23 protein-coding genes are annotated in these 21,395 nt (G+C 51.5%); 10 read left to right on the plus strand and 13 right to left on the minus strand.

The window, feature by feature from the left end; all coding sequences use genetic code 11:
- Nucleotides 1-11 precede the first annotated feature (11 nt).
- The 3 genes from EDM57_RS01725 (at nt 12) to EDM57_RS01735 (ending at nt 3,559) form a co-directional block, all read left to right on the plus strand.
- Nucleotides 12-692 carry a response regulator transcription factor gene (locus EDM57_RS01725; protein ID WP_122903060.1) on the plus strand — a complete coding sequence of 227 codons (681 nt, stop codon included), beginning with the start codon at nt 12-14 and terminating at the stop codon, nt 690-692.
- Entirely contained in the window at nt 689-2,050 is a 1,362-nt protein-coding gene (locus EDM57_RS01730; RefSeq protein WP_122903061.1) for a sensor histidine kinase, read from the plus strand. Before EDM57_RS01725 ends, EDM57_RS01730 begins: the two co-directional genes overlap by 4 nt.
- A 123-nt stretch (nt 2,051-2,173) precedes the next feature.
- Nucleotides 2,174-3,559: a DJ-1/PfpI family protein gene (locus tag EDM57_RS01735; RefSeq protein WP_122903062.1), complete on the plus strand. Its 1,386-nt coding sequence runs from the start codon at nt 2,174-2,176 to the stop codon at nt 3,557-3,559.
- A 164-nt stretch (nt 3,560-3,723) separates the two neighbouring features.
- Here EDM57_RS01735 and EDM57_RS01740 read toward each other — a convergent pair whose 3' ends face one another.
- From EDM57_RS01740 to EDM57_RS01750, 3 genes are all read right to left on the minus strand, one after another.
- On the minus strand, nt 3,724-4,416 hold the full coding sequence (locus EDM57_RS01740) for a DUF2306 domain-containing protein (protein WP_122903063.1): 693 nt from the start codon (nt 4,414-4,416) through the stop codon (nt 3,724-3,726).
- Nucleotides 4,417-4,435: 19 nt separating this feature from the next.
- The gene (locus EDM57_RS01745) at nt 4,436-5,026 is read right to left on the minus strand and encodes a TetR/AcrR family transcriptional regulator (RefSeq protein WP_122903064.1); all 591 of its coding nucleotides are present in this window, start codon (nt 5,024-5,026) and stop codon (nt 4,436-4,438) included.
- Between the two features lie 170 nt (nt 5,027-5,196).
- Nucleotides 5,197-5,589: a hypothetical protein gene (locus tag EDM57_RS01750; RefSeq protein ID WP_122903065.1), complete on the minus strand. Its 393-nt coding sequence runs from the start codon at nt 5,587-5,589 to the stop codon at nt 5,197-5,199.
- 158 nt (nt 5,590-5,747) lie between these two features.
- Here EDM57_RS01750 and EDM57_RS01755 point away from each other — a divergent pair, with 158 nt between their 5' ends.
- The gene (locus tag EDM57_RS01755) at nt 5,748-6,716 is read left to right on the plus strand and encodes an MraY family glycosyltransferase (protein WP_122903066.1); all 969 of its coding nucleotides are present in this window, start codon (nt 5,748-5,750) and stop codon (nt 6,714-6,716) included.
- 126 nt (nt 6,717-6,842) lie between these two features.
- Here the strand turns inward: EDM57_RS01755 and EDM57_RS01760 are convergent, their stop codons facing one another.
- Nucleotides 6,843-7,562, minus strand: a complete 720-nt coding sequence (locus EDM57_RS01760; protein ID WP_122903067.1) for a 3'-5' exonuclease — start codon at nt 7,560-7,562, stop codon at nt 6,843-6,845.
- Between the two features lie 178 nt (nt 7,563-7,740).
- Nucleotides 7,741-8,415: a tetratricopeptide repeat protein gene (locus EDM57_RS01765; protein WP_122903068.1), complete on the minus strand. Its 675-nt coding sequence runs from the start codon at nt 8,413-8,415 to the stop codon at nt 7,741-7,743.
- A 181-nt stretch (nt 8,416-8,596) separates the two neighbouring features.
- Between EDM57_RS01765 and EDM57_RS01770 the strand changes: the two genes are divergently transcribed.
- The 4 genes from EDM57_RS01770 (at nt 8,597) to EDM57_RS01785 (ending at nt 12,894) form a co-directional block, all read left to right on the plus strand.
- Complete coding sequence (locus EDM57_RS01770) at nt 8,597-9,760, plus strand: MFS transporter (protein WP_425455762.1); 1,164 nt, start codon at nt 8,597-8,599, stop codon at nt 9,758-9,760.
- 68 nt (nt 9,761-9,828) lie between these two features.
- Nucleotides 9,829-10,536 (plus strand): purine-nucleoside phosphorylase, encoded by a 708-nt coding sequence (gene deoD, locus EDM57_RS01775; RefSeq protein ID WP_122903178.1) that lies wholly within the window; start codon nt 9,829-9,831, stop codon nt 10,534-10,536.
- Nucleotides 10,537-11,092: 556 nt separating this feature from the next.
- A complete protein-coding gene (locus tag EDM57_RS23615; RefSeq protein WP_246005712.1) occupies nt 11,093-12,151 on the plus strand; it encodes a hypothetical protein in 1,059 nt (352 codons plus the stop codon).
- Nucleotides 12,152-12,339: 188 nt separating this feature from the next.
- The gene (locus EDM57_RS01785) at nt 12,340-12,894 is read left to right on the plus strand and encodes a cupin domain-containing protein (protein ID WP_122903070.1); all 555 of its coding nucleotides are present in this window, start codon (nt 12,340-12,342) and stop codon (nt 12,892-12,894) included.
- A gap of 148 nt (nt 12,895-13,042) precedes the next feature.
- On the opposite strand, the gene EDM57_RS01790 is transcribed toward EDM57_RS01785, so the two are convergent.
- Nucleotides 13,043-13,801 (minus strand): TrmB family transcriptional regulator, encoded by a 759-nt coding sequence (locus tag EDM57_RS01790; protein WP_122903071.1) that lies wholly within the window; start codon nt 13,799-13,801, stop codon nt 13,043-13,045.
- 275 nt (nt 13,802-14,076) lie between these two features.
- Between EDM57_RS01790 and EDM57_RS01795 the strand changes: the two genes are divergently transcribed.
- Nucleotides 14,077-15,261 carry a NupC/NupG family nucleoside CNT transporter gene (locus EDM57_RS01795; protein ID WP_122903072.1) on the plus strand — a complete coding sequence of 395 codons (1,185 nt, stop codon included), beginning with the start codon at nt 14,077-14,079 and terminating at the stop codon, nt 15,259-15,261.
- A gap of 72 nt (nt 15,262-15,333) precedes the next feature.
- Here EDM57_RS01795 and EDM57_RS01800 read toward each other — a convergent pair whose 3' ends face one another.
- The 5 genes from EDM57_RS01800 to EDM57_RS01820 all read right to left on the minus strand — a co-directional run bounded on the left by EDM57_RS01800 (nt 15,334) and on the right by EDM57_RS01820 (nt 19,263).
- A complete protein-coding gene (locus EDM57_RS01800; RefSeq protein WP_122903073.1) occupies nt 15,334-16,536 on the minus strand; it encodes a sensor histidine kinase in 1,203 nt (400 codons plus the stop codon).
- Between the two features lie 183 nt (nt 16,537-16,719).
- Entirely contained in the window at nt 16,720-17,010 is a 291-nt protein-coding gene (locus tag EDM57_RS01805) for a DUF2325 domain-containing protein (RefSeq protein WP_122903074.1), read from the minus strand.
- 70 nt (nt 17,011-17,080) lie between these two features.
- Nucleotides 17,081-17,275, minus strand: coding sequence for a YezD family protein (locus EDM57_RS01810; protein WP_122903075.1), 195 nt, complete (start codon nt 17,273-17,275; stop codon nt 17,081-17,083).
- A 342-nt stretch (nt 17,276-17,617) separates the two neighbouring features.
- Nucleotides 17,618-17,881, minus strand: coding sequence for a hypothetical protein (locus tag EDM57_RS01815; RefSeq protein WP_246005713.1), 264 nt, complete (start codon nt 17,879-17,881; stop codon nt 17,618-17,620).
- Nucleotides 17,878-19,263, minus strand: a complete 1,386-nt coding sequence (locus EDM57_RS01820) for an aminotransferase-like domain-containing protein (RefSeq protein WP_122903076.1) — start codon at nt 19,261-19,263, stop codon at nt 17,878-17,880. The genes EDM57_RS01815 and EDM57_RS01820 overlap by 4 nt, the downstream gene beginning before the upstream one ends.
- Before the next feature lie 124 nt (nt 19,264-19,387).
- Between EDM57_RS01820 and EDM57_RS01825 the strand changes: the two genes are divergently transcribed.
- Nucleotides 19,388-19,804 (plus strand): GNAT family N-acetyltransferase, encoded by a 417-nt coding sequence (locus EDM57_RS01825; protein ID WP_122903077.1) that lies wholly within the window; start codon nt 19,388-19,390, stop codon nt 19,802-19,804.
- A gap of 343 nt (nt 19,805-20,147) precedes the next feature.
- Here the strand turns inward: EDM57_RS01825 and EDM57_RS01830 are convergent, their stop codons facing one another.
- Entirely contained in the window at nt 20,148-20,627 is a 480-nt protein-coding gene (locus EDM57_RS01830) for an SMI1/KNR4 family protein (RefSeq protein WP_122903078.1), read from the minus strand.
- Nucleotides 20,628-20,632: 5 nt separating this feature from the next.
- Entirely contained in the window at nt 20,633-21,187 is a 555-nt protein-coding gene (locus EDM57_RS01835; RefSeq protein ID WP_170163348.1) for a deaminase domain-containing protein, read from the minus strand.
- Nucleotides 21,188-21,395: the final 208 nt, after the last annotated feature.

The following is a 21,395-nucleotide window of genomic DNA, read 5'->3' on the forward strand; positions in this document are numbered from 1 at the left end:
AGCGGATAAGCGTGCCAAGAGCATTGGTGGTCGATGACGACCCGCACATTCGAGAGCTAGTCGCATTGTACTTAAAAGACGAGGGGTTCGACATTGTAGAAAAAACAAATGGAGCTGACGCATTGGCATACGCGGAAAATCATGCCGTGGATTTGGCGGTTATCGACATCATGATGCCGCAAATGGACGGCTGGGAGCTATGCTCCAAGCTACGGGAGTTTGGCGATATGCCGATCATCATGATTACCGCCAAAGGCGAGACGCAGGACCGCATTCATGGTTTCAAGCTGGGGACCGATGATTATCTGGTAAAGCCGTTTGATCCCGTAGAGCTGGTGCTCCGTGTAAAGGCACTGCTCAAGCGGTATCGCATCTCGGTATCCAACATCATAACGCTTGGCCATCTTTCGTTGGACCGTTCCCGCTATCTGGTGGTATACGAAGACGGACAGACCAAAACGATTCCCATGAAAGAATTTGAACTGCTGTACAAACTGGGCAACTATGCCGGGCAATTGTTTACCCGCGAAACATTGATCGAACAAATTTGGGGGCTCGATTATGAAGGGGACGAACGAACGGTAGATGTGCATATCAAGCGGCTTCGCGAGCGGTTTCCCGAAGCCGAATCCGGATTTCGCATCGTGACGATTCGCGGTCTGGGCTATCGACTGGAGGTAACAGCGCAATGAAATCGCTCTATACCCGGGTCGTGCTCGTATTCGTCGGAATCGTCATGCTCAGCCTGATGACGGCTTTTCTCATTACGAGCTGGCTGTATGAAGAACGCGCCAAAGGCATCGTCCGGGACATGCTCATCGAAAACGGAAACCAAATGATCGCCACCTACCAATCCACTCCCACCGCAGAGCTGGTTCCGCTTATGCAGCACTTGTCGGGGCTTTCCCTAACCCATGCGCAGCTCTACAACGCAAAAGGCGACCCGCTTCTCGCCGAGCAAGGAACCTCGTTGCAGGTGGAGCCTCGCGATGTCGCCCGTGTCCTCGCTGGCGAAAAAGTAACCGATCTGCAGCGAATCGACATCTCTGCTTCCCATGAAGTTGCCCTTCCTGTCATTGGCCTGCCTCTTCAGGAGGACGGACAGCCTTATGCCTTGTTCGTGACGCTGAAACGAAACAGCGCTGACGTAGAATTGATGAATTCGATTCATTTGCTGTACGGTTTAATCCTGTTTATCGGAAGCTTTTTGATTCTCATCGCCGCCCGTTACCTGGTCAAGCCGATTGTGCAATTGACCGAAGCCACCCGGCGAATGGCCGAAGGAGAGTTCACCGTTGAAGTACCTACCAAGCGCAAAGACGAGATCGGAATCCTGAGCGCCAGCTTCAACCAGATGGCCAAAAAGCTTGGCATGCTGGACCAAATGCGGCGGGATTTCGTCTCCAACGTCTCGCATGAGATCGGTTCCCCTCTCACTTCGATTTCCGGTTTCACCAAGGCGTTGAAGCACAAGGAAGTAAGTGAGGAAAACCGCCTTCGCTATTTGACCATTATCGAGGAAGAAAGCGAGAGACTGTCCCGGTTGAGCCAAAATTTGCTGCAATTATCCCAACTGCAACAAGAGAACATGCCGCTACGCCTCAAAACGTACCGCCTCGACGAGCAGATCCGCAAGGTCGTGATTGCGCTGGCTCCACACTGGGAAACCAAACAGATCGACTTCGACCTTCATCTGGATCCGCTCATGATCGAAGCGGACGAGGACCAGCTTAGCCAGGTGTGGATCAACCTGCTGAGCAATAGCATCAAATTCACACCGGTCAACGGCACGATTGGAATTACGGCCGTCGAGAAAGGCAATCAGTGCATCGTTTCCATTACCGATAACGGAATCGGCATTCCGGAAGAAGAAAGAGATCACATATTCAAGCCTTTTTACAAAGTCGACAAAGCTCGCAATTCTGCTGTAAAAGGAAACGGCCTTGGGTTGTCCATCGTGAAGCAAATCATTGACGGGCATCGGGGAAGCATTCGGGTGTTAGGGGAAGCAGGAAAAGGAGCGACGTTTGAAGTGACCTTGCCGCAGTAAAAACCGCCAGCGTGCGGTTTTTTCTTTTTTTGTTTCCGTTCATATTCAGTTCACACAGCTGTTTTATATTCCTCTTAGAAGCTGATTACCCTACAAGGGTATCGTAAACAGGAGGAATCGAAAGTGAAAAAAGTTTTGTTGCGTTTGGCGGTGTATCTGCTTAGTCTGGTTGTTTTTGTAGGCGGTCTTGGCTTCCTTGGATATTCCCATACGCAGAAGGAATTTTACAAGGCGCTTCGCGAAGAGCCCGTTCCTTCCCTGGAAGGCGTCACCATTCCCCCTCATGATCCGGCGAAACCTACCGTTGCAGTCGTCATGGCAGATTCTTCGATTACAACAGAGGATTTCGACTTTCTCATTCCGTACACGCTGTTCGCGATGACAGAAGCGTACAATGTCTATGCGGTCTCGCCCGACAAAAACCTCAAACCGCTGTCAGGCGGGCTCGATGTCGCCCCGCACTACACGTATGCAGAGCTGGATGCGCTGTTGGGGAAAAACCCTGAGGTAATCGTAGTCCCGTTCATGCCGATTATTGATGAAGCGATATATGCCCCTACTCGCGAGTGGATTCAAAAACACGCTAACAGCGATACCACTTTCCTGAGCATTTGCGGGGGTTCAGGCAACCTGGCTGATGCCGGTCTGCTGAAAGGAAAATCGGCTGCGTCTCACTGGCAAGCCATTCCGTCCTTGCGCGCACTCTACCCGGATACGACTTGGGTAGAAGATGTGAGATATGTCCACGAAGGAAATACGCTGACTTCATCCGGTCAAACGGCTGGGATCGATGCGGTGCTTCACCTCATCTCGCAGCAAGTGGACGAACCGACAGCAGCAAGCATCGCCAAACAAATCAGCTATCCGAATTACGAATTTGTCGCGAATCCAAAAGTGGAACCGTTTGTTCTCGACTACAAATTTTCCACCTACATTTTGAATAGCACATTCCGCTGGCAGAAAAAGCAAATGGGCGTGCTGCTCTATGACGGCATGGAAGAACTGGCCCTGTCTTCGATCTTTGACTCGTATGCAGACACAGGAACGACACGCGTCAGGACCATTTCGCGGACGATGACACCGATTTTGACCAAGCATCACCTCAACATCGTGGCACGACACACCATCGAGGATGCGCCACAATTGGATAAAATGATTATCCCTGGCGGCGACGCACCTTCGCTCGCTCGCGAAGACATTAAGTTCTGGAATGAAAAAGGCAAGGCGGATGTGACTCTGCTCATTCACGCCGATTCTCCCGACCGTTACGTGTTTGAAGCGCCATTGGAAGACCTTGCCAAGCAGGAAGACCTGCTGACAGCCGGGCATGGCGTAAAGCGTTTGGAATACCGCTCCGACAATATCAAGCTGGAAGGCAGCGCGCTTCCTCTCATGACCTATGCGCACCTGCTGCTTACTGTCGCTCTTGCTTTCCTGACGGCATTTTTGATTGATCGCAAGTTCATTTCCAGGAAATCGACTTGCTGTTTGCACAAGCGCACGGCGTAATCTCTGCCTGTGGAAAACACCTTCAAGACAGCCCGATCATTTCGCAAGATCCGGGGACAATCTTGAAGGTGTTTTTCTTATGCGTGTATGTCTGCTTCTTGAGCCAGACGCCGCCGAATTCGTGTGCAAAAGCCCCTGTATGGAGGAAGCTTTGCGGACGAAAGTCATGCGCTTTTGGACGAGTTGAATTTTTTGCGGTAATAGCGGGAAAAGCCAATGATACAGGGGACGAGGACAATTGTCGGCATAAACCAGACGAGCGGGTGAACAGAACTTAGGCCGAGCAGGCGCGGCGCACCGAACACGGTAAAGGCCGTAATCGTTGCGATACAGCAGCCGAGCATACCTCCCAGATGTTCAAACCACCAGTGGAGCTTTCGTCCCGGCGGCCGCAGCCAGTACACCAGCTGCGTCGTGCCAAGGAAAATCCCGATAAACGGAAACCAGGTCAGCAGAGTAAAGTCGATGATCGCTCCGTACAGGCTCATGGCTGCACCCGAGGCGACCAGCAAAGCCGGAAACAGCAGGTCGACCAGCTGGCGATGCGCCGCTTGGCGGTTTTTGTACCGCAGCACGCGAATCCCGTACCAGGCTGTCGCCGAGCTTAAAATCGAGATGAAAATGAGGAACCAGGCGAAGGCGACGGACTCAACCGTTTTGTCCGGGTCGAAACCGATCCGCCAGATACCCATGTAAAGGGCCGAGATCGCGACTGCTCCCATTGCGTACACGTAGACCCAGCCGGAGCGCGCGTGCGCCTTTCCTCCCTTTTTGGTGGCGATTGGCAGCCAAAATACAAGCAACGCGGTAAATCCGGCGATCACGTGAATCACTTTGAAAATCGAGAAAAATAGCATAGTGATGATCCCCCCTCGGTTAACCCTTGGTCAGTGTCTGATACATGATCTGATGCACTTCATCGACAGTCAGCCCGCTCGCATTCGGCGCGATTTGCGTCTTCATCCGGATGCCGTACGTAATGATCGTGAAAAAAATCGCCACCTTCTCCGCATCGAGCGTGTCAGGAATGACGCCCGCCCGCTGCCCCACCTCGATCCATTCCTTCGACGTCTGGATGCTCTCCTCGTGCATCTTGGCAAGCATGTCGCCAATGACCGGGTCTTCTCTTTTGCTCAGCAAGTAAATCAGGATCAGGTTCGTCACATCCCGCGGGTCGTGAATGTGCCCCAAGCCCTGCGAGATAATCCCAAGCGGTCCCGTCAATTCGCCTCCCCCTTCTTTTACAGTTTGGTAAAACTGCTGGCTGATGGCGGCCAAACGTCTTTGCAACAGCAGGCCGAACAGTTCATCCTTGCTTTTTACGTAATGGTAGATCGCGCCCTTGGACAAGCCGGAGCGCTTCATGATGTCCTGCAACGTCGTCTGCTGGCATCCTTTTTCCAGAATCAATTCCTCTGTCGCCGTCAACAGCAATTGAAAGCTGGGGTTTTGATGAATCGATGACATGGTCTCCTCCTGTAGAAAATGGACATGGAAGTGATTTCCTTACGATTCACTATACAAACCGGCGGTCGGTTTGTCAAATGAAAAGAAAAAACATGTACGCCGCTTTGTCCGCTCTTTTCGCTGCGAGATCATTCTGCAGCACTGTTGCGGAGAAACGTAAGCACCGACCGTTATGGACGATACCCGTACATGCTGAAGGTGAAAAAAAGACAGGCATACACACCCGCTGCCGGAACAAGCGTGAGCGCGATCCCCCATTTTTTTGCCGTTCCTTGGGCAGCCTGGAACCAACCGTAGTAGTTGAACAGCAGCAGGAGCAGAAACGGAATAAAGAAAAAACCTTGCGTGGACTCGACCCACGCCGAATTGTTGTCCCAAAATTGCTCCGGCACCGGCAACGTATGATACTCCGCGTAAATCGCCTCCTTGCGTGCGATGAACACGTACGACAGCACGATATAATAGACGGTTACTGCGGCCTTGACCCAGACCGTTATCCCTTTTGTCGTCCATAACAGCAAAAAAATAATGCTCAAGATGAACCATATGGCCATGTATTTCATCCTGATCCCTCCTAAAAAGGGATTATATTTTTTCACGGTGCATGAAATAAGTACCAACTTTTTTTGGTACCTCCCCCGCTTTCCCGGCAAGAGTCGACAAAATCTGGTATCCTTCCTATAATAGACTTGTCTCAAAAAAAGCTGTCTTTTCGTAGGAGATGGTCATGATTACATACGCGATTTCGTTTTTGCTGTCGTTTGCAATCGTCATGGTGTTGATTCCGCCGCTGGCCAAATTGGCGTTTCGTCTCGATTTTGTAGACAAGCCTCGAAAAGACGTCGAGCGCAAGATTCACCGGGAGCCGATTCCGCTAACGGCCAGCTATGCGATCTTCATCGGCTTCGCCGCATCGTTTCTGCTGTTTTCCAAGGAATCACCGGGACAGACGATTGCCGTGCTGATCGGCTCGCTGCTTCTTATTACCATCGGTACGATTGACGACTGGTACAAAACGCAGGGCAAGGACTTCTCTGCTCTGCCCAAAATGATCGTGCAGATTTCCGCCGCCGTAATCGTGTACTTGTCCGGAATCAGCTTCTCCGGCTTTTACAATCCGCTGAGCGGAGAATACATCCTGCTCCCGGAATGGCTTCAGTTCATCCTCACGATCTTGTGGATTTTCGGTGTGACGACGGTTATCAACTTCTCGGACGGCATGGACGGGCTTGCCGGAGGGCTGACTGCCATTTCTGCCGGTACGCTGTTCGTCGTCGCCCTCGTCAAAGGACAGACAACTTCCGCCATCATGGCGATCAGCCTGATCGGCGTCGCTCTCGCTTACTTGCGCTACAACAAGCCGCCCGCGAAAATTTTCATGGGAGACGCAGGGGCGACTTTTCTCGGCTTTATCCTCGCCGTAATCGCGCTGGACGGAGCCTTCAAGCAGGCAACAGTCCTGTCGCTGTTCATCCCGATTTTGGCGCTGGGTGTGCCGATCTTCGACAACCTGTTTGTCGTGGCAAAACGGTTCGTGCAAGGCAAGCCGATCTACCAGGCTGACGCCAGCCAGGTGCATTACCGCCTGCTGCGCACGGGGCTGAATCCAAAGCAGGTCGTGGCGTTTCTCTGCTTAATCAGCATGTGCTTTTCGCTGACGTCGATTATTTTGCTTTTGCTTGGTGTATAAAACGAAAAAAATGCCGCTTTGGTCCTTGATGCGGACCTGCGGCATTTTTTTTTTGCAGCTTTGGCAGGGGGGCCGGATTATGGCACCGCCGAAGACAGGCATCGGTAGCTACTCGTCGCCTGCGTGCTAGCTCTGCTTCGCGGCTGTCGCTTCTGCCGCTTCCTCCATCTGCTTTTTATATTGCAGGCACGCATGGCACCTTTTGCTTTTTCGGCCAAAAGCGGTGTAGTATTTGAGCTTTTTGCAGGAACGGCACGTCACGTACAGCGAGCTGGACAGGTTGTAGTTTTGCTCGGGCGTGTTTTGTGTGAGCTGGACCGTCTTGTTGTATTTGATTAACAGATGCGCTGTATGGATGGCATCGACCAGGGCTGAGTGCAGTCTTCCTTCCTGAACGATGCCCGCTGCATCAATCGCGTCTTTGAGACTCATCTGCTTGCGGTCGGCGAGCAGCATGCTGATTGCTGGCTGGATGTCGTTGTAGTTGCGCAGCCAGTTGAAGGCCAGTCCGAAGCGGGCGCAATGCTCGATCATCAGCCGCTTGTCGTCTTGGCCCCACGAGCACAGGTAGTAGTCCGTATCCGTACCGATCCAGTCCAGAAAGTCGTTGAAAGCTTTGCGAAACGGAATGAACGTCGGCATGTTCTCTTTGTCCAGGCCGATGAATTTGCGGGTGCGCTCCGTGATTCTGCGCTCGATGGCCGGAAACGTGTAGCGCTGGAAGGTGTCTACCTCCACACCGTTTTTTCCGGGCACAATTTTTGCCGCTCCGATCTCGATAATTTCCGGAATCTTGTCTCGTTGATAGGTGAGTGTTGTTTCCAGGTCATAGACAATGATTTGCAAGCAGTATCACATCCTGAATGTATTGGTTCTATTATGAACGGTTCGGTTATGGATTGCAAAAGCAAAGCAGCGGACACGCGCTTTCCTTGTTTAAGGGATAATTGTATAGGAGCGCGGGCGAAAAACAAAGCAAAAAATGGCTGCCGTACTTGGCAGCCACAAACAGCATTTTTGAATATCAAAACGTTTTTCGCAGCCAGGAAAGCAGCGCCCAGCGTCTTTCCGTCCGGCGCTTGTAGGCGGGCAATCCCCGGTATACTTCTGTCGCCTCGCGAAAAGACGCCTTCGCCTTCTCTTTTTGCTGCAGCTCATCGTACACCACGCCGAGCTTGAAGTACACCTCGCACGACGACATGTTCATCTTCGCCAGCTCTTCCAAATATTCGAGCGCCTTTTCCCGCTGCTGGCGCTTTGCGTACTCTTCCCCGACAATCAGATGCGGCTCCCCGTATCTGACGCGCGGATTGAGCTCCAGTGCCTGTCCGATCAGCTCCAGCCCTTCCTCCATCCGCCCTGTTTTCAGCAAGCAGATTCCTTTGTCGCACAAATATTCGGGCGAGTCCTGCATGGCCGCCGTGATCCCCTCCAGGTAGGAGAGCGCTTCGGCGTACTGCCGCTTTTCCATGTGCAGACGGGCCGCTTCCAGCTTGGCAGGCGTGTCGTGCGGATTCAGCCTGAGCTGCGAGCGCAAAGCCCCCAGTCTTCGCCAGCGTCGATACGGCTTGGTGATGTCAGGCAAAAGCCGGACAAAGTACCGGTCCAGAAAGTAGAGTACCAGCAAAACAACGAACATGGCGATAAATGGATTTCCGATCAGCCACCACAAGGCAGAAAACAAAAACAGTTTCCCCAAAGAAAATTCCCCTCGTTCCTCTCTTTTTTCCTTTACTACTATATGAGCCTGCCAACCTTATTGTCAAATATTGTTAATCATATGAAAGGTTACTACGATAGTGGTTGTTATTGCTCTCAGCATGGGTTACTATAATCGTAGTAACCATTTTGAAAAGGGAGGTTTGCTCGCCACCGTGAACATGAAAATTTACATCCTGGCCATCGCCGCCTTTGTGGTAGGAACGGTAGAGCTGATTATCGGCGGCATTTTGGACATTATAGCGGAGGATTTGCAAGTCTCCATCAGCACGGCAGGCTGGCTGATTACGATGTTTTCCGTTGTCTTTGCGCTATCTGCTCCGATTTTGCTGACCATAACGGCAAAGACAGAGCGAAAAGCATTGTACTTGTGGGCCCTGGCTGTTTTTCTTGCCGGAAACGTCATTTCCTGGCTCAGTCCTCATTATTCGATCCTGATGTTTGGGCGAATCCTTTCCGCAGCAAGCGGTTCCTTGATTATCGTGCTGTCCATCACCATCGCTTCCTCCATCGTCCAGGAAGCGTACCGGGCGCGAGCGATCGGGGTCATTTTCATGGGCGTGAGCGGTTCGCTCGTGCTGGGGGTGCCGCTTGGCCTTGTCATCGGCCATTCATTTGGCTGGCGCGCGCCGTTTTTGCTCATCTCGCTTTTGACGCTCGTCTCCATGATCGGCATTTCCGCCTTTTTGCCAAAAATCCCGGCACGGCCGACGATTCCGCTCAGGGAGCAGCTTTTGACGCTGAAAAAGCCGAAGATCATCAGTGCGCAGTTGACGTCCGTGTTCATGCTGACCGGGCATTTGACGTTGTACGCCTATTTCACTCCGTTTTTGAAAACGGCTTTGCACCTGTCTTCCGGCTGGGTCAGCATCGTCTACTTTATTTTCGGCATCTCCGCTGTGCTCGGCGGCGGTGTTGGCGGCTGGGCGGCAGACAAGCTTGGCTCGACGAAAAGCATTTTGGTCATTATCGCCTCGTTTGCTGTCGTGATGTTCCTCATTCCGGCAGTGACGTTTTCGCTCTACCTGTTCCTCGTCACGATGATTGTCTGGAGCATGCTCAGTTGGGCGATCACGCCTGCACAGCAAAACTACCTGATCGAGACGGCTCCCGAATCGTACGAGATTCAGCAAGGCTTGAACACGTCCGCCCTGCACATCGGCATTGCGCTCGGCTCGGCGGTCGGCGGCTTTGTCGTTGAGCATCATTCGGTCACAGATACGGCCTGGGTAGGCGGCATTTTCGTGCTGATTGCCTTTGGCTGCGCTGTTTTTTCCATTACAAGACCGGCTTCCGCCAAGCTTGGTCAGTCTATTCCCATTTAAGGAGGTGAACGCCGTTGCGCTTTCGGAGTGATCCTTTGCTTGCGACTCGCTCGCGCGACGGCCTTTTCATGAGTACACACATTCAAGCCAAACCAGGTGAAATTGCAGAAAGCATCCTGCTGCCGGGTGATCCGCTGCGGGCCAAATACATCGCCGAGACGTTTCTCTCAGACGTGACCTGCTACAACCAGGTGCGCGGCATGCTCGGCTTTACGGGTACCTATCAAGGAAAACGGGTATCAGTCCAAGGAACAGGCATGGGCGTTCCGTCGATCTCGATTTACGTGAACGAGCTGATCCGCGATTACGGCGTGAAAAATTTGGTTCGCGTCGGAACGTGCGGCGGCATTCAAAAAGACGTGCATGTGCGTGACGTGATTATCGCCATGACGGCATGCACGGACTCGAACATGAACCGACTGACGTTCCCCGGCTTCGACTATGCGCCGTGCGCCAATTTTGAGTTGCTGCAAAAAGCGTACAACGCAGGTGTGGACAAAGGCTTGCCCGTGCGGGTCGGCAACGTGCTGACGGCTGATGTGTTTTATCGGGAGAGCATGGAGCCGGTGAAAAAGCTCGGCGACTACGGGGTGCTGGCTGTGGAGATGGAAACGACGGCGCTTTATACGCTTGCCGCGAAGTACGGCGTCAACGCGTTGTCGATCCTGACAGTCAGCGACCATATTTTTACGGGCGAGGAAACAACGGCAGAAGAGCGGCAGACGACGTTCAACGACATGATTGTCATGGCGCTGGAGGCTGTTGTCGCCGAGTAAGCAGCAAAATAGACACATAGAAAGGATCTGCAAACGCAGGTCCTTTTTTGCTGGGCGTATTTGACGTAACTGCAACCATCGCTATTAAAAAGGTAGATTAGAGAAAAGCAATAAATGTTACATTTTTGTTAATATATCACTTTTTGCAACAAGTCCTGTTTGTTCCGCTATAAAATGGAATTGATTTACAGATAAGAGAGATGAATTATGAAAAAATCTTCCTGTTCTACTCGCAGTCCCTGCTATTGCTGTCCCATTTGTGGCCACGCCTTCTATCGTGACGGCCGCCATAAAACATAGCGAGATGCCGACGGATAAAATCCCGGAAACGATGGAACCAGGCACCATTATTACCTTTGATGAAAACAACCAGATGCACGTACACCCCTATGAATTCACAGAAAAAACGGAGATTACATCTATGGCAATAACGATGAGATCAAAATTACGATCACTGATAAAAACGTGATGGGAGAAGGAGAAGACTCTCTATCATAAGCGTCTGCTCGTTCAGACGCTTTTCTTCTTTCAATGAACGAAAAAGGAGCACACCCGGATGACCAATTTGTTACGCAGCATACTTGTGTTAGTGATTTGTTTGGGACTGACAGCGTGTTCGCAAACGCCGTCCCCCCTTTCGGAGACTTCCTCTCCTTCCCAGCCTGAACAACACAGCTCCCCTTACCTGTCGATCACCACCACTACGCCGCATGGAACAAACCTTTATTTTACCTACCAGCTCGATACGAAGACGTTGCAGCAGGTGGCAGAGACACCCGATAGCGCCCAATACCCGCTCGGGGCCATCGACCTGAAAAATGAGGTATTGTTTTATGCGGAACGCGATGCCAATGGATCAGATCAACTGGTGAAGCTCGACCTCAAGACGAAGCAAAAGGAAGCATTGACCAGCGAGCTGTTTGCCATCAATTCCATCATCCCGACTGGCGACAAGGTCATTTTGGCAACCGCGGAACAGGAAAAAGACGTTGTCCAGCTCGCCTCCTATGATCTCGGCACCAAAAAGCTCACCTTCTGGATGAAGCCAGAGGATAACGATACGTCCGTAAGATCACTATCCTATAACCCGTTTACCCGCAAGCTGTATGCCACCCAGTATTCGTTTGCAGAAGTCAGCAAAAACATGGAGAAGGCAAATGAAACACAGGCGGATGACGTTGTAGCTGCTACCCACCGGGTTATAGAGTACGATCTCAATGGAACATCTCTTCGCGAAGTGTACAAGGCTCAAGAAGTGGTTCCTTCCTTTTCCGTCTCAAAGGACACTGCACTTGCTTTGATCCGCAGTGCGCCCATGGTGCATAAGCATCGGGAAAACTTCTTGCAAGACTTGCAGTCCGGAAAAAAAGAGAAGCTGGACCTTCCCGAACTGGGAAAAATTGAGGAAATCTGTCTGTCTTTTGACAAACAAGGCTTTTACTTCGCGGGTACCTTGCAAAACCCGCCCAAACACCTTGCTCCGGTAGAGGGGGCGTTGAATGGCCTGTATTATTACGACTTTGCCTCTCGCTCCATCACCCTGCTCTTTTCCAAGCCGGATGCATATATTAACAACTTCGTTCTGCTGGACGGCCCTTCTGCGGCACTCCAATAAAAGCAGGAGGGCTTACTGGCAAGGTACCGCTCAGCGGCAAGGCCCAGCTTTTGGGCAATACTTGGCCGGCAAGCTTCTTTGGGATGGTGAGTGCTCTCGTTACAGCAATTATCTGGCTCCCGCACACATTAGGTAGGCATTCGCATATGGTAATCAGCAAGGGCAATACTCTTGAAAGGAGCAGCACCATGTATCCTGTGTATTATCACCATCCCTGGCAATCCGGTGTCCTGCCTGTCAGTTGGAATCATCCGTATTGGGAGCCGTACTGGTTTTTGCCTTACTCCCACTTGCATACAAGATGGGAAGGCGGCAGGAATCACATTGAACTGAAAGACTACGGGCCTCATCCCCTGGCGATTAACATCGATGAAGCTGCAAAACAAAACCCCAACTACCGCACCGCCCTGTGGACAGGGAACCATTTGCAGGTCACACTGATGAGTATTCCTGTAGGTGGGGACATTGGCCTGGAAATCCACCCGGACACCGATCAGTTCCTGCGCATCGAAGAGGGCCACGGGCTTGTGCAAATGGGGCCAAGAAGAGACAGGCTGGACTATCAGGTCAGACTGAATGACGACTTTGCCGTAATGGTCCCGGCAGGAACGTGGCACAACATCATCAATATTGGAAATGAGCCTTTAAAGCTGTACTCAATCTATGCGCCGCCCCATCATCCTCGCGGAACGGTGCACAAAACAAAGGCGCAAGCCACAGCAGAAGAGCGGCATCATTCCTGACCGGGAATGCGTCAGACTGAAAAAATCCCAATTTCTCGCGTGGATAACGAGAAGTCGGGATTTTTACGTTTGGGATGGCAAACAGATTTCGCGGCAGGGCGGCGAGGTTAGTGAGCATGCCCGCCTTCAACGCTGTCAGTTTCAATATTCAATAACGAAGCTGCATCAAAATGCTTCGGATCTCGTCGTCATTCATCATTAAATCGTAATGCTTCCGGCTGATTTTCGCCAGGGCGAGGTCGTGGTAGAAAAATTCCGTAAATACTTTGACAAACGGCTTGGACATTGTCTTGATCGCTTGCCACGACTGGTTTTCCTCACAGGCAAAAATCACTTCGCGCTCGTCGATAATCAGCAGGCGAAAGCGCTCCAGGGTGTGGTGCTCTGCTGCCGGAATCAGCGTATGCACTTTGGCGATATTCGGCTTCAGCGATCCGACGACGAGCACTTCCACGTCTACTCCGTCCGCTTCTTTCTGTTCCAGAAGCGGCAAATACTCGACCAGATCGTCTTTCCACGCCGAGATGCGGATGGAGCTTTTCGCTTCCTGGATCATCTGCTTGCTCTGCACGCGAATCGACGTTTCAACCTTCAGACTCCAAACCAAATCCTCGGAGTAGGATTTTTTGCGGGACTGGATTTTCAACTGCTTGATGTTGTCCTGAAACTCGGCTGTCAGCTTTTCGATGGCAAGCGGCAGGGGCAAGGCGCTGTAGAGCTTTTTCTTTTCCGATACCGAATCCAGCACCATGCCTTTTTCGATCATGCGCGACAGCACTTCGTATATTTTTGCTTTTGGCACGCCGGAATACTTCACGATTTTCGTCGCGTCCAACGGTTCCTCGCTCGACACCAGCGCCTCAAAAACTTTGCTTTCATACTGCGAAAAACCAAATTTTTGTAGCATGCTTCCTCCTGCCCGTATCAACTGGTTATTTATTTTCTATGATAAAGCATAGTTAGCCGCAAAGCCACTGAGCCTTGCCGAATTGACAGGCGTCTGCCTTCCATGTATGCTGGTAAAAGTCCGAAAAAGGGTTACTCCATAAGTAGTAACTAAAATTCAAAATCGTTGCACTTCTCTTTCAAAACGCTTTGAAAGCGGCTCCACAGGCCAGAAAGGGACGTGTACTTTACGCAGCATGAGATATTTGTAAATGATTGGGAGGCAGAAAAGTAGCAATGAATGTCGTTTTTTTGTTGACGGGTTTCCTGTTTGTGTTCGGTCTGGGTTTTGCGCTCAGCCATAATCGCAGAGCTATCCGGCTAAAGCCGATTCTCATCATGATCGCCACCCAGCTCGTGCTGGCTTTTCTTTTGCTGAATACCGGGCTTGGGATTGATCTGATTCTGCTTATTTCCAAAGGCTTCGATGCGTTGATGAAGCTGGGGATCAGCGGGGTGGACTTCGTGTTTGGCGGACTGGAAAACAACGGCGCGTCCAGCTTCTTCCTCGATGTGCTGCTGCCGATTATTTTTATCTCCGTACTGATCGGGATTTTGAACCATTTCAAAATTTTGCCGCTGCTCATCCGCTTCACCGGCTTCGTGCTGAGCAAGCTGAACGGAATGGGCCGACTGGAAAACTACATCGCTGTCTCCTCTGCTTTTCTCGGCCAATCGGAAGTGTTTCTGACGACGAAAAAGCAGCTCGGGCTCGTCTCCACCAAGCGTCTCTATACGCTGTGCACCTCTGCCATGAGCGCGGTGAGTATTGCCATCGTCGGGGCGTACATGACCATGCTGGAGCCAAAATACGTGGTCGTTGCCATCGTCGTGAACATCCTGTCGGCGCTGATCGTGGCGAACATCATCAACCCGTATGAGCTGACAGCGGAAGAGGACTTGATCGAGCCTGAGGAAGAAGCAGAAAGACCTGCCTTTTTCCAGATGATTAGCGAGAGCATCGTGGACGGGTTGAAAATCGCCGTTATCGTCGGGGCAATGCTGATCGGGTTTATCGCCCTGATGAATCTGGTCAACGAGCTGTTTTTGCTGATCTTCGGCATTTCCTTCCAGGACGTGCTCGGGTACATTTTCGCTCCTGTCGCCTTTTTGATGGGGATTCCCCAGGCGGAGATCGTGACCGCTGGCAGTATCATGGCAACGAAAATCGTCACGAACGAATTCGTCGCCATGCTGGACTTCAAGGAAATCGCCAGCAGCCTGTCTGCGAAAACGGTCGGTATTGTCTCGGTATTTCTCGTCAGCTTTGCCAACTTCGGCTCCATCGGCATCATTACAGGCTCTGTGCGGGCATTGAACGAAAAACAGGGCGATGTCGTGGCGAAATTCGGCTTGAAGCTGCTGCTTGGCTCGACCCTCGCCTCTGTTTTATCCGCAACGATTATCGGTGTCTTTTTGTGAGCTGACTTTTCTTACACGAAAAAACAGGCATGCCATGCAGCTATGCCTGTTTTTTCGTGTGTATCCTTCGTTTCATCTGGCAAGGAAAGCAGATTCCGCCGAAACGACGGCGGCCAAACGCAGCTCAACCCTTGTCCCTTTCCCTTCTGTCGAGTACACCTCGATCTGTCCGCCCATTTCCTCGATCAGCTTTTTGCAGACAGAAAGGCCGATACCCGTACCCTTTTCCTTTGTCGTATAAAACGGTTCAAACAAATGTTTCTTGCGCTGCTCGGAAATACCGCAGCCGTTGTCCTCAATCGTCACGCAGACCGTAGATTCGGATGCCAACAAGCTGGTGTGGACCCGGACAATTCCGTTTGTCGCTACTGCGTCCATTGCGTTTTGAATCAGGTTGTGGCAAATTTGCTCGACATGGTCCGGAATTGCCCAAACCCGGACAGGCTCAGGCCAATAATGAAAATACAAGTTCACATCTTTTTCAACCAGGTAATGCTTGGCCAGCTCATGCACCCGATCCAGCAGCGGATGCAGCTCGACGATTTCATTGCGGTTGTTCACCGCTTCATTTTTGCGGGCCAAAATCAAAAAGCTCGTGACCAGCTTGTCCAACGTTTGCACCTCGTGCTGGCAAATTTGAATGTACTCGACAAAGCGCTCCCTGTCTGCTGCAGAAGGATTCTCCTGTTCCAGACTTTTTCGCATCAGCTGCAGAAAGCCGCAGATGGTCGTCAACGGATTGCGCACCTCATGCGCCATGCCGGCAGCCATCTGCCCGATGATCCCCAGTTTTTGCTTGTGCAAATGGCTGATCTTCTGATCTTTGCTGGCCATGTATCCGCGCATCATGTGGTGGTAGCGCACGCTTAACACTTCGTGCAGGCGCGACAACAGCGTTTCTCTGGCCTGTGCCTCCGTGCAGGCTCGCCGTACGCCCTCATACGCATGGTGGCGGAGGTTGTACATCGCTTGGAGCAGCACTTGCTGCGGGATTTCTTGCTCCGCCCACTTCTCCCCCAACACGTACGACTTTCTCGGCAGCTCCTGCAAATACTTCGTGTACTCACCCTCCTCCGCGAACAGTTGCTGCACCGCTTCCGTCAGCAAACCGTGAATCCCCATCCGCTGCTGCTGCTGAAACTTGCGATAGTAGCGGGAAACCGGCTCTCCGTATGCAAACATCTCGTTCATATGCAGCTCCACGATTTCCTCCGCAGCAATCAGCAATGGCGACAGCCATCTGTCCCTGACCGAAACCCACTCTTCGTCACTCATGTTTCCCTCTTGCCCTTCACCATATTTTCCCAACCAAAGGACAATTCGCTAAACCGGGACAGGTTCCTTCTCGCACATTAATAAAAATTGATATGCCTGCACTCCTTATGCACAATCGCGCGGCAAAACGCAAAAAAGAAGTATCCAACCCAGCATGGAATACTTCTGTGCACTCAAGAATATTCAACTGATTTGGCTGACCGCCGGCTGGTACATGGAAACCGCGTCACACGACCGTCTGCAAAACACGATGGGGACGCGTTTTTGCTTCGCCAGCTTCTTGATGTTTTTGCTGAGACTGTGGCTGACGAAGTTGATAAAGACGAGAACCAGCTCCGTGTCGGCAGGAATCGTCGCCTTTACGTCCGATTTTTTCCGGCCGGATACGTGATATACATTGCGAAACCCTTTATCCTGCAACAAGCTCTCGATTTCCCCTACCCGATCTCCACCTACTACAAGAACGCCTGCCATAACAAAGCTCCTCCTCTCTATTCTCCCGTCAGTATCAGTCTGTCATGTGCCATTTGCCTGTCTGTCGCTGCTATCTTCCTGTTCGTGCCTGTTTGACTTCGTCTTTCGCCTTTTCAGCAGGGAGCCTGTATTTTTCGGTCCGCTCGATCTGAACCACCTGCGAATCGTGAACCACGATATGAATGGAACCGTATTCCAAGCTGTCCAATGCACGCGCGATTTTTTCCCACAACCGTTCATCCAGGGCAGTTTCTTTCTTTGTCATATGGTGGTCACTCCCTCCCTGTTTTTTGCGAAAAAATCATTGTGTATTATTCCTACCCATTTACTTTGTTTTGTTCCCTAATGATACCTCTCGCTCCCCTTTTCTGTCAATGAGAGCCGGGGCTTCGAGAGGCTGCGCAAATCCGGTATCGCGGGTATCCATGTATGTCCATTGCCTTTGCACGCTGTGTGGTTGTGTGGGTACTTCACCTCTTTTTACGGTTGATAGCAGAAAAGACTCCCGCCCAACAAGACATGCTGGTTGCTTGCACAGGAGCCTTCGGTAGTCCGATCAGCTATTCAATAAAAACCGATATGCTTACTATGATTTATATCGAGTTTATCATACGCTGTCTCTTTTGGTCAATGCCTTTGCTTCCCTTTTTCGCAGAAGCCAGACCAGATGACAGGCGACGAATCTGTCCCGGCTTACTTTGGGCTTCCCTTGCGAAAAGCCGGGGCCTGCCCGGTGCTCATCTCCATCGCCTGCGAGCGGCGCGTGTGGAACTTGCAGTCTGCGGGTGGATTGGCGGGGCGCAGCAAGCCCGTGGTCCAGGAGTGCCTCGCCCAGCGCATCCCCGCTGCGAATGAAACGGTGAAAACTCACCGCCAGTCGATGACTCGCCGCCTGTCCCTTTCCCGTTTTTGCGCAAGCGCGGCGGCGGCCTCGGCCATGAGCGCCATTCCTCTGTCGATCCTGGCGGCATCCGTCTGAATGATGCTGAGGCGCAGCCCGTTGTCGCCAGCAAAGCTCGGCAAGTAGTTTTGCTCCGTGGAGCACACCCGTACATGGTGCTGCTGCAAGGCCGCGGTCATGTCGGAGGCCGCGATCCCTTCCGGCAGGACGATGGTCGTAAAAATTCCTCCGTGCGCCGCGACATATCGGAAGCCCAAACTTTTGTCCAGATGGCGGCGGCATGCTGCATCCAGTGCTTCCATCCGCTCCCGGTAGCGCTCCCTGACCATCGCCGCATGACGTTCGTACATGCCGCAGTTCAGGTACAGTTCAAGAGCAGCTTGGGACAGGACCGACGTGCTGGAATCAATCGAGGCTTTGAACAGGCGAAACGTCTCCACAAGCGACGGCGGCAACACAACCGCAGCCAGTCGCAGTCCCGGCAGCATGATCTTGGAAAAGCTTTTGACGTAGATGACGTGTCCCGCTGAATCGTAGCTGTAGATCGGATCGGCCTTCGCCTTCGTTTCCATGTCAGCCAGGTAGTCGTCCTCGACGACAAATACCCCGTAGCGCTTTGCGAGCCTGGCGATTTGTTTTTTCTCCTCGGCCGCATAACTTGTCCCGAGCGGATTGTGATAGCGCGGCATCGTATAAAAAAACTTGATCGGATTGTTGCGAAAATGTCGCTCCAGCTCGTCCAGGTCGATGCCTGCCGCAGTCCGCGCGATCCCGAGCGCCGTTACGCCCAGAAGCCGCAGCGAACGCAGCATGCCGTGAAACGTGGGCTGTTCAACCAGCACCGCGCTTTTTCCGTTGGGAAAAGGCATCGAGGCAAGCAGGTGCAAAGCTTGCTGCGCGCCTGAAACGACGCAGATTTGCGACGGATGCGCGAATACTTGCGAACTGGCGAGATGCTTCTCCAATTCGCGGCGCAAAGAGGCAAAGCCTTGTGGATCGCAATAGGTGAAAAGCTGCTCCCTGTACAGCTCGATGGCGCGGTTGAGACAATGCTGGAAGTCTTTGTACGGCATGACCTCCGGATCGGGACTCGCCGCTGAAAAATCAATGTGCTCCTCTGAGGGGCGCGCGCTTTTTTGCGAGCGAAGCACCGCGTAATAGCCGCTTTTTGGCACGGAGTAGATCAGGTGCTCTTTTTCCAGCTCCTGATAGGCCCGGATCGCCGTGTTGATACTGCAATTCCACAGCACCGAAGCTGTGCGGATCGAAGGCAGCTTCTCTCCCGGCCGTATTTTGCCCGTCGCCAGTTGCTCCTTGATCTCGCGCTTTACTGCTTCGTATTTTGTCACCATCCTGTCCCCCTTTCTCCGCTCTGTGTGGGTACAGATGCGCTTTTTTGGCGTAGCTCTCTTTTTGTTCCTTACAGTATAGTGAATCGTAAGTCAGGCAGTAAACAGAAAAGTGGGAGGGGTACAGATGGAATGGAAGCACGGCGAATGGCCATATACGATAAGCGATGACAAGGCTTTGCTCGACGAGGACAAAATTTGCGCGTGGCTGGCTACCACCTATTGGGCCAGCGAGCGTCCGTGCGAGATCGTGCGCAAAAGCATCCAGCAGTCGCTCTGCTTCGGATTGCACCACGAGAGCGGACAGGTTGGATTCGCCCGGGTCGTGACGGACTACGCGACTTTTTCCTGGGTGTGCGATGTCTTCGTCGATCCGGCGCATCGGGGAAAAGGGCTTGGCAAGTGGCTGATGGAGATCGTCATCCAACATCCGGCGATTCGTCATACGAATATGACATTGGCTACGCGGGATGCGCATGGACTGTACGAGCAGTATGGCTTTGTGCGCAGGGAGATGATGCGGAGGCAGGCAGGGGCTGTGTGAGTGGGGGAAGGGTTGCTTGGTTTGGGGTGGGCGTGCTTGAGAGGCGGGCACAAGTTTATGGAAAATGGGGGCGTCCAGCAGTTAGTTCACACTGACTGACTGTCTGGACAGCTCCTGTTGGAGGGGATCAAGAGATTGGTTTGTTGGTTTTAATGTGCGATTTTGTTGTCGGGGGTGTAAATGGGCTTACACAAAATTCCTAATGCATTCGATTAGATTACCGCATCCCGTCACACTATCTGGGTGGCAGGATATGAAAAATAAATCAAATTTGCTTGGCTTTGTTATCTCCCACCCACTAATTGGGCGGTGCGTGATGCGCAGTAGTCGGCATCCCCCACCATTACAACGGAATGATCCCATCCTTAATAGCTTGAGCGCATGAATTTATTGATTTTCTTAGAAATGCACTAAAACTGTCCCAAACTAAAACAGGAGGACCGTCCCCCTCGACATACTGATAAACTGGAGGGTCATTGCCTTCTGATATAACAAAGAAACTGAATTCATACCCTTGATGCATAGAAAATACAAAAGCATCCGTTGGTAAGATATAGGTTTCTTCGTTTTCCGCCAATAAATCTTCAGCTTCCTTTCTTAGTTCTAAAAGATCATCTACATTTCGAAATAATATATCAGTTCCTTGAAAAAGTAACCCTGCATCATGACCAATAGCCAAAAGAAACTCTCGGTATTGGTTTGGTAATTTTGACCCTAATACTTGTTCACATTGTTCTACTTCCGATGTGGTAAAACCTTGAATTTCGTTATCATTTGCAATTTTATTTTCAATCAATAGACTGACTATTTCTTTCTTATCCATTGATATCACCTACTTTTACTTGGTCCATGGCTTATTATAACCTCAACATTAGGAAACTGCTCTTTAAACTGTTTTATCACACCTAAACACGATTGGCAAAATGGTAGTTCAGAGAACAGATGAACTTTCCCTGATGCGTTACTTGACAACTGGGAGGCTAATTCCTCTAGAATCTTCACTTCTGCATCTAAGGTTCTTGGATTACCATCTGGGGTTGTTATCGTCTCGAACTTACGTTGATTGGGCACTCCTGCTGTTCCTGCTCGCTCTGCCTTACCACTAACCCCAATAATCTCACCTGTTGATCCATTAATTTCATATTCAGCAAAAGCTATGTTTCTTTTTCCACCGATTTTATTAGCTTTTCGAATCTCATTTATTTTCTCTAATGATTCTTCAACAGTACGCGAACCAATTCCAACACCTTGACCCGTCCCCTCAACCTTCGAACTAGCCCCCCGCTTCAACGCCCCGCTAACCCTCTCGGCACCTTTCGCCAACCAGGACGTCCCTACGGAAAAAACTCCGCCCAGTGCTGCTCCAACCGCAAACGACTCCAACGCCTTGCCTCCATCCGGCGTCCGTCCATCCCACAGTTCCCGCAGCGAAGGAAAACGCTCGCTTTTTCCGAGTCATTCCATAATGCCAGTCTTTTTACCCGTGTGCTCCATGGCCTATAACGACTGCAACCTCTCCAAAATCCTTATTAAAGGGAATTTTGGAAGATTAATCTATATCACTTCTTTGTATGTATCGAAACTTTCCCTC

This window comes from Brevibacillus gelatini, from assembly GCF_003710935.1.
Taxonomy (GTDB): Bacteria; Bacillota; Bacilli; order Brevibacillales; family Brevibacillaceae; genus Brevibacillus; species Brevibacillus gelatini.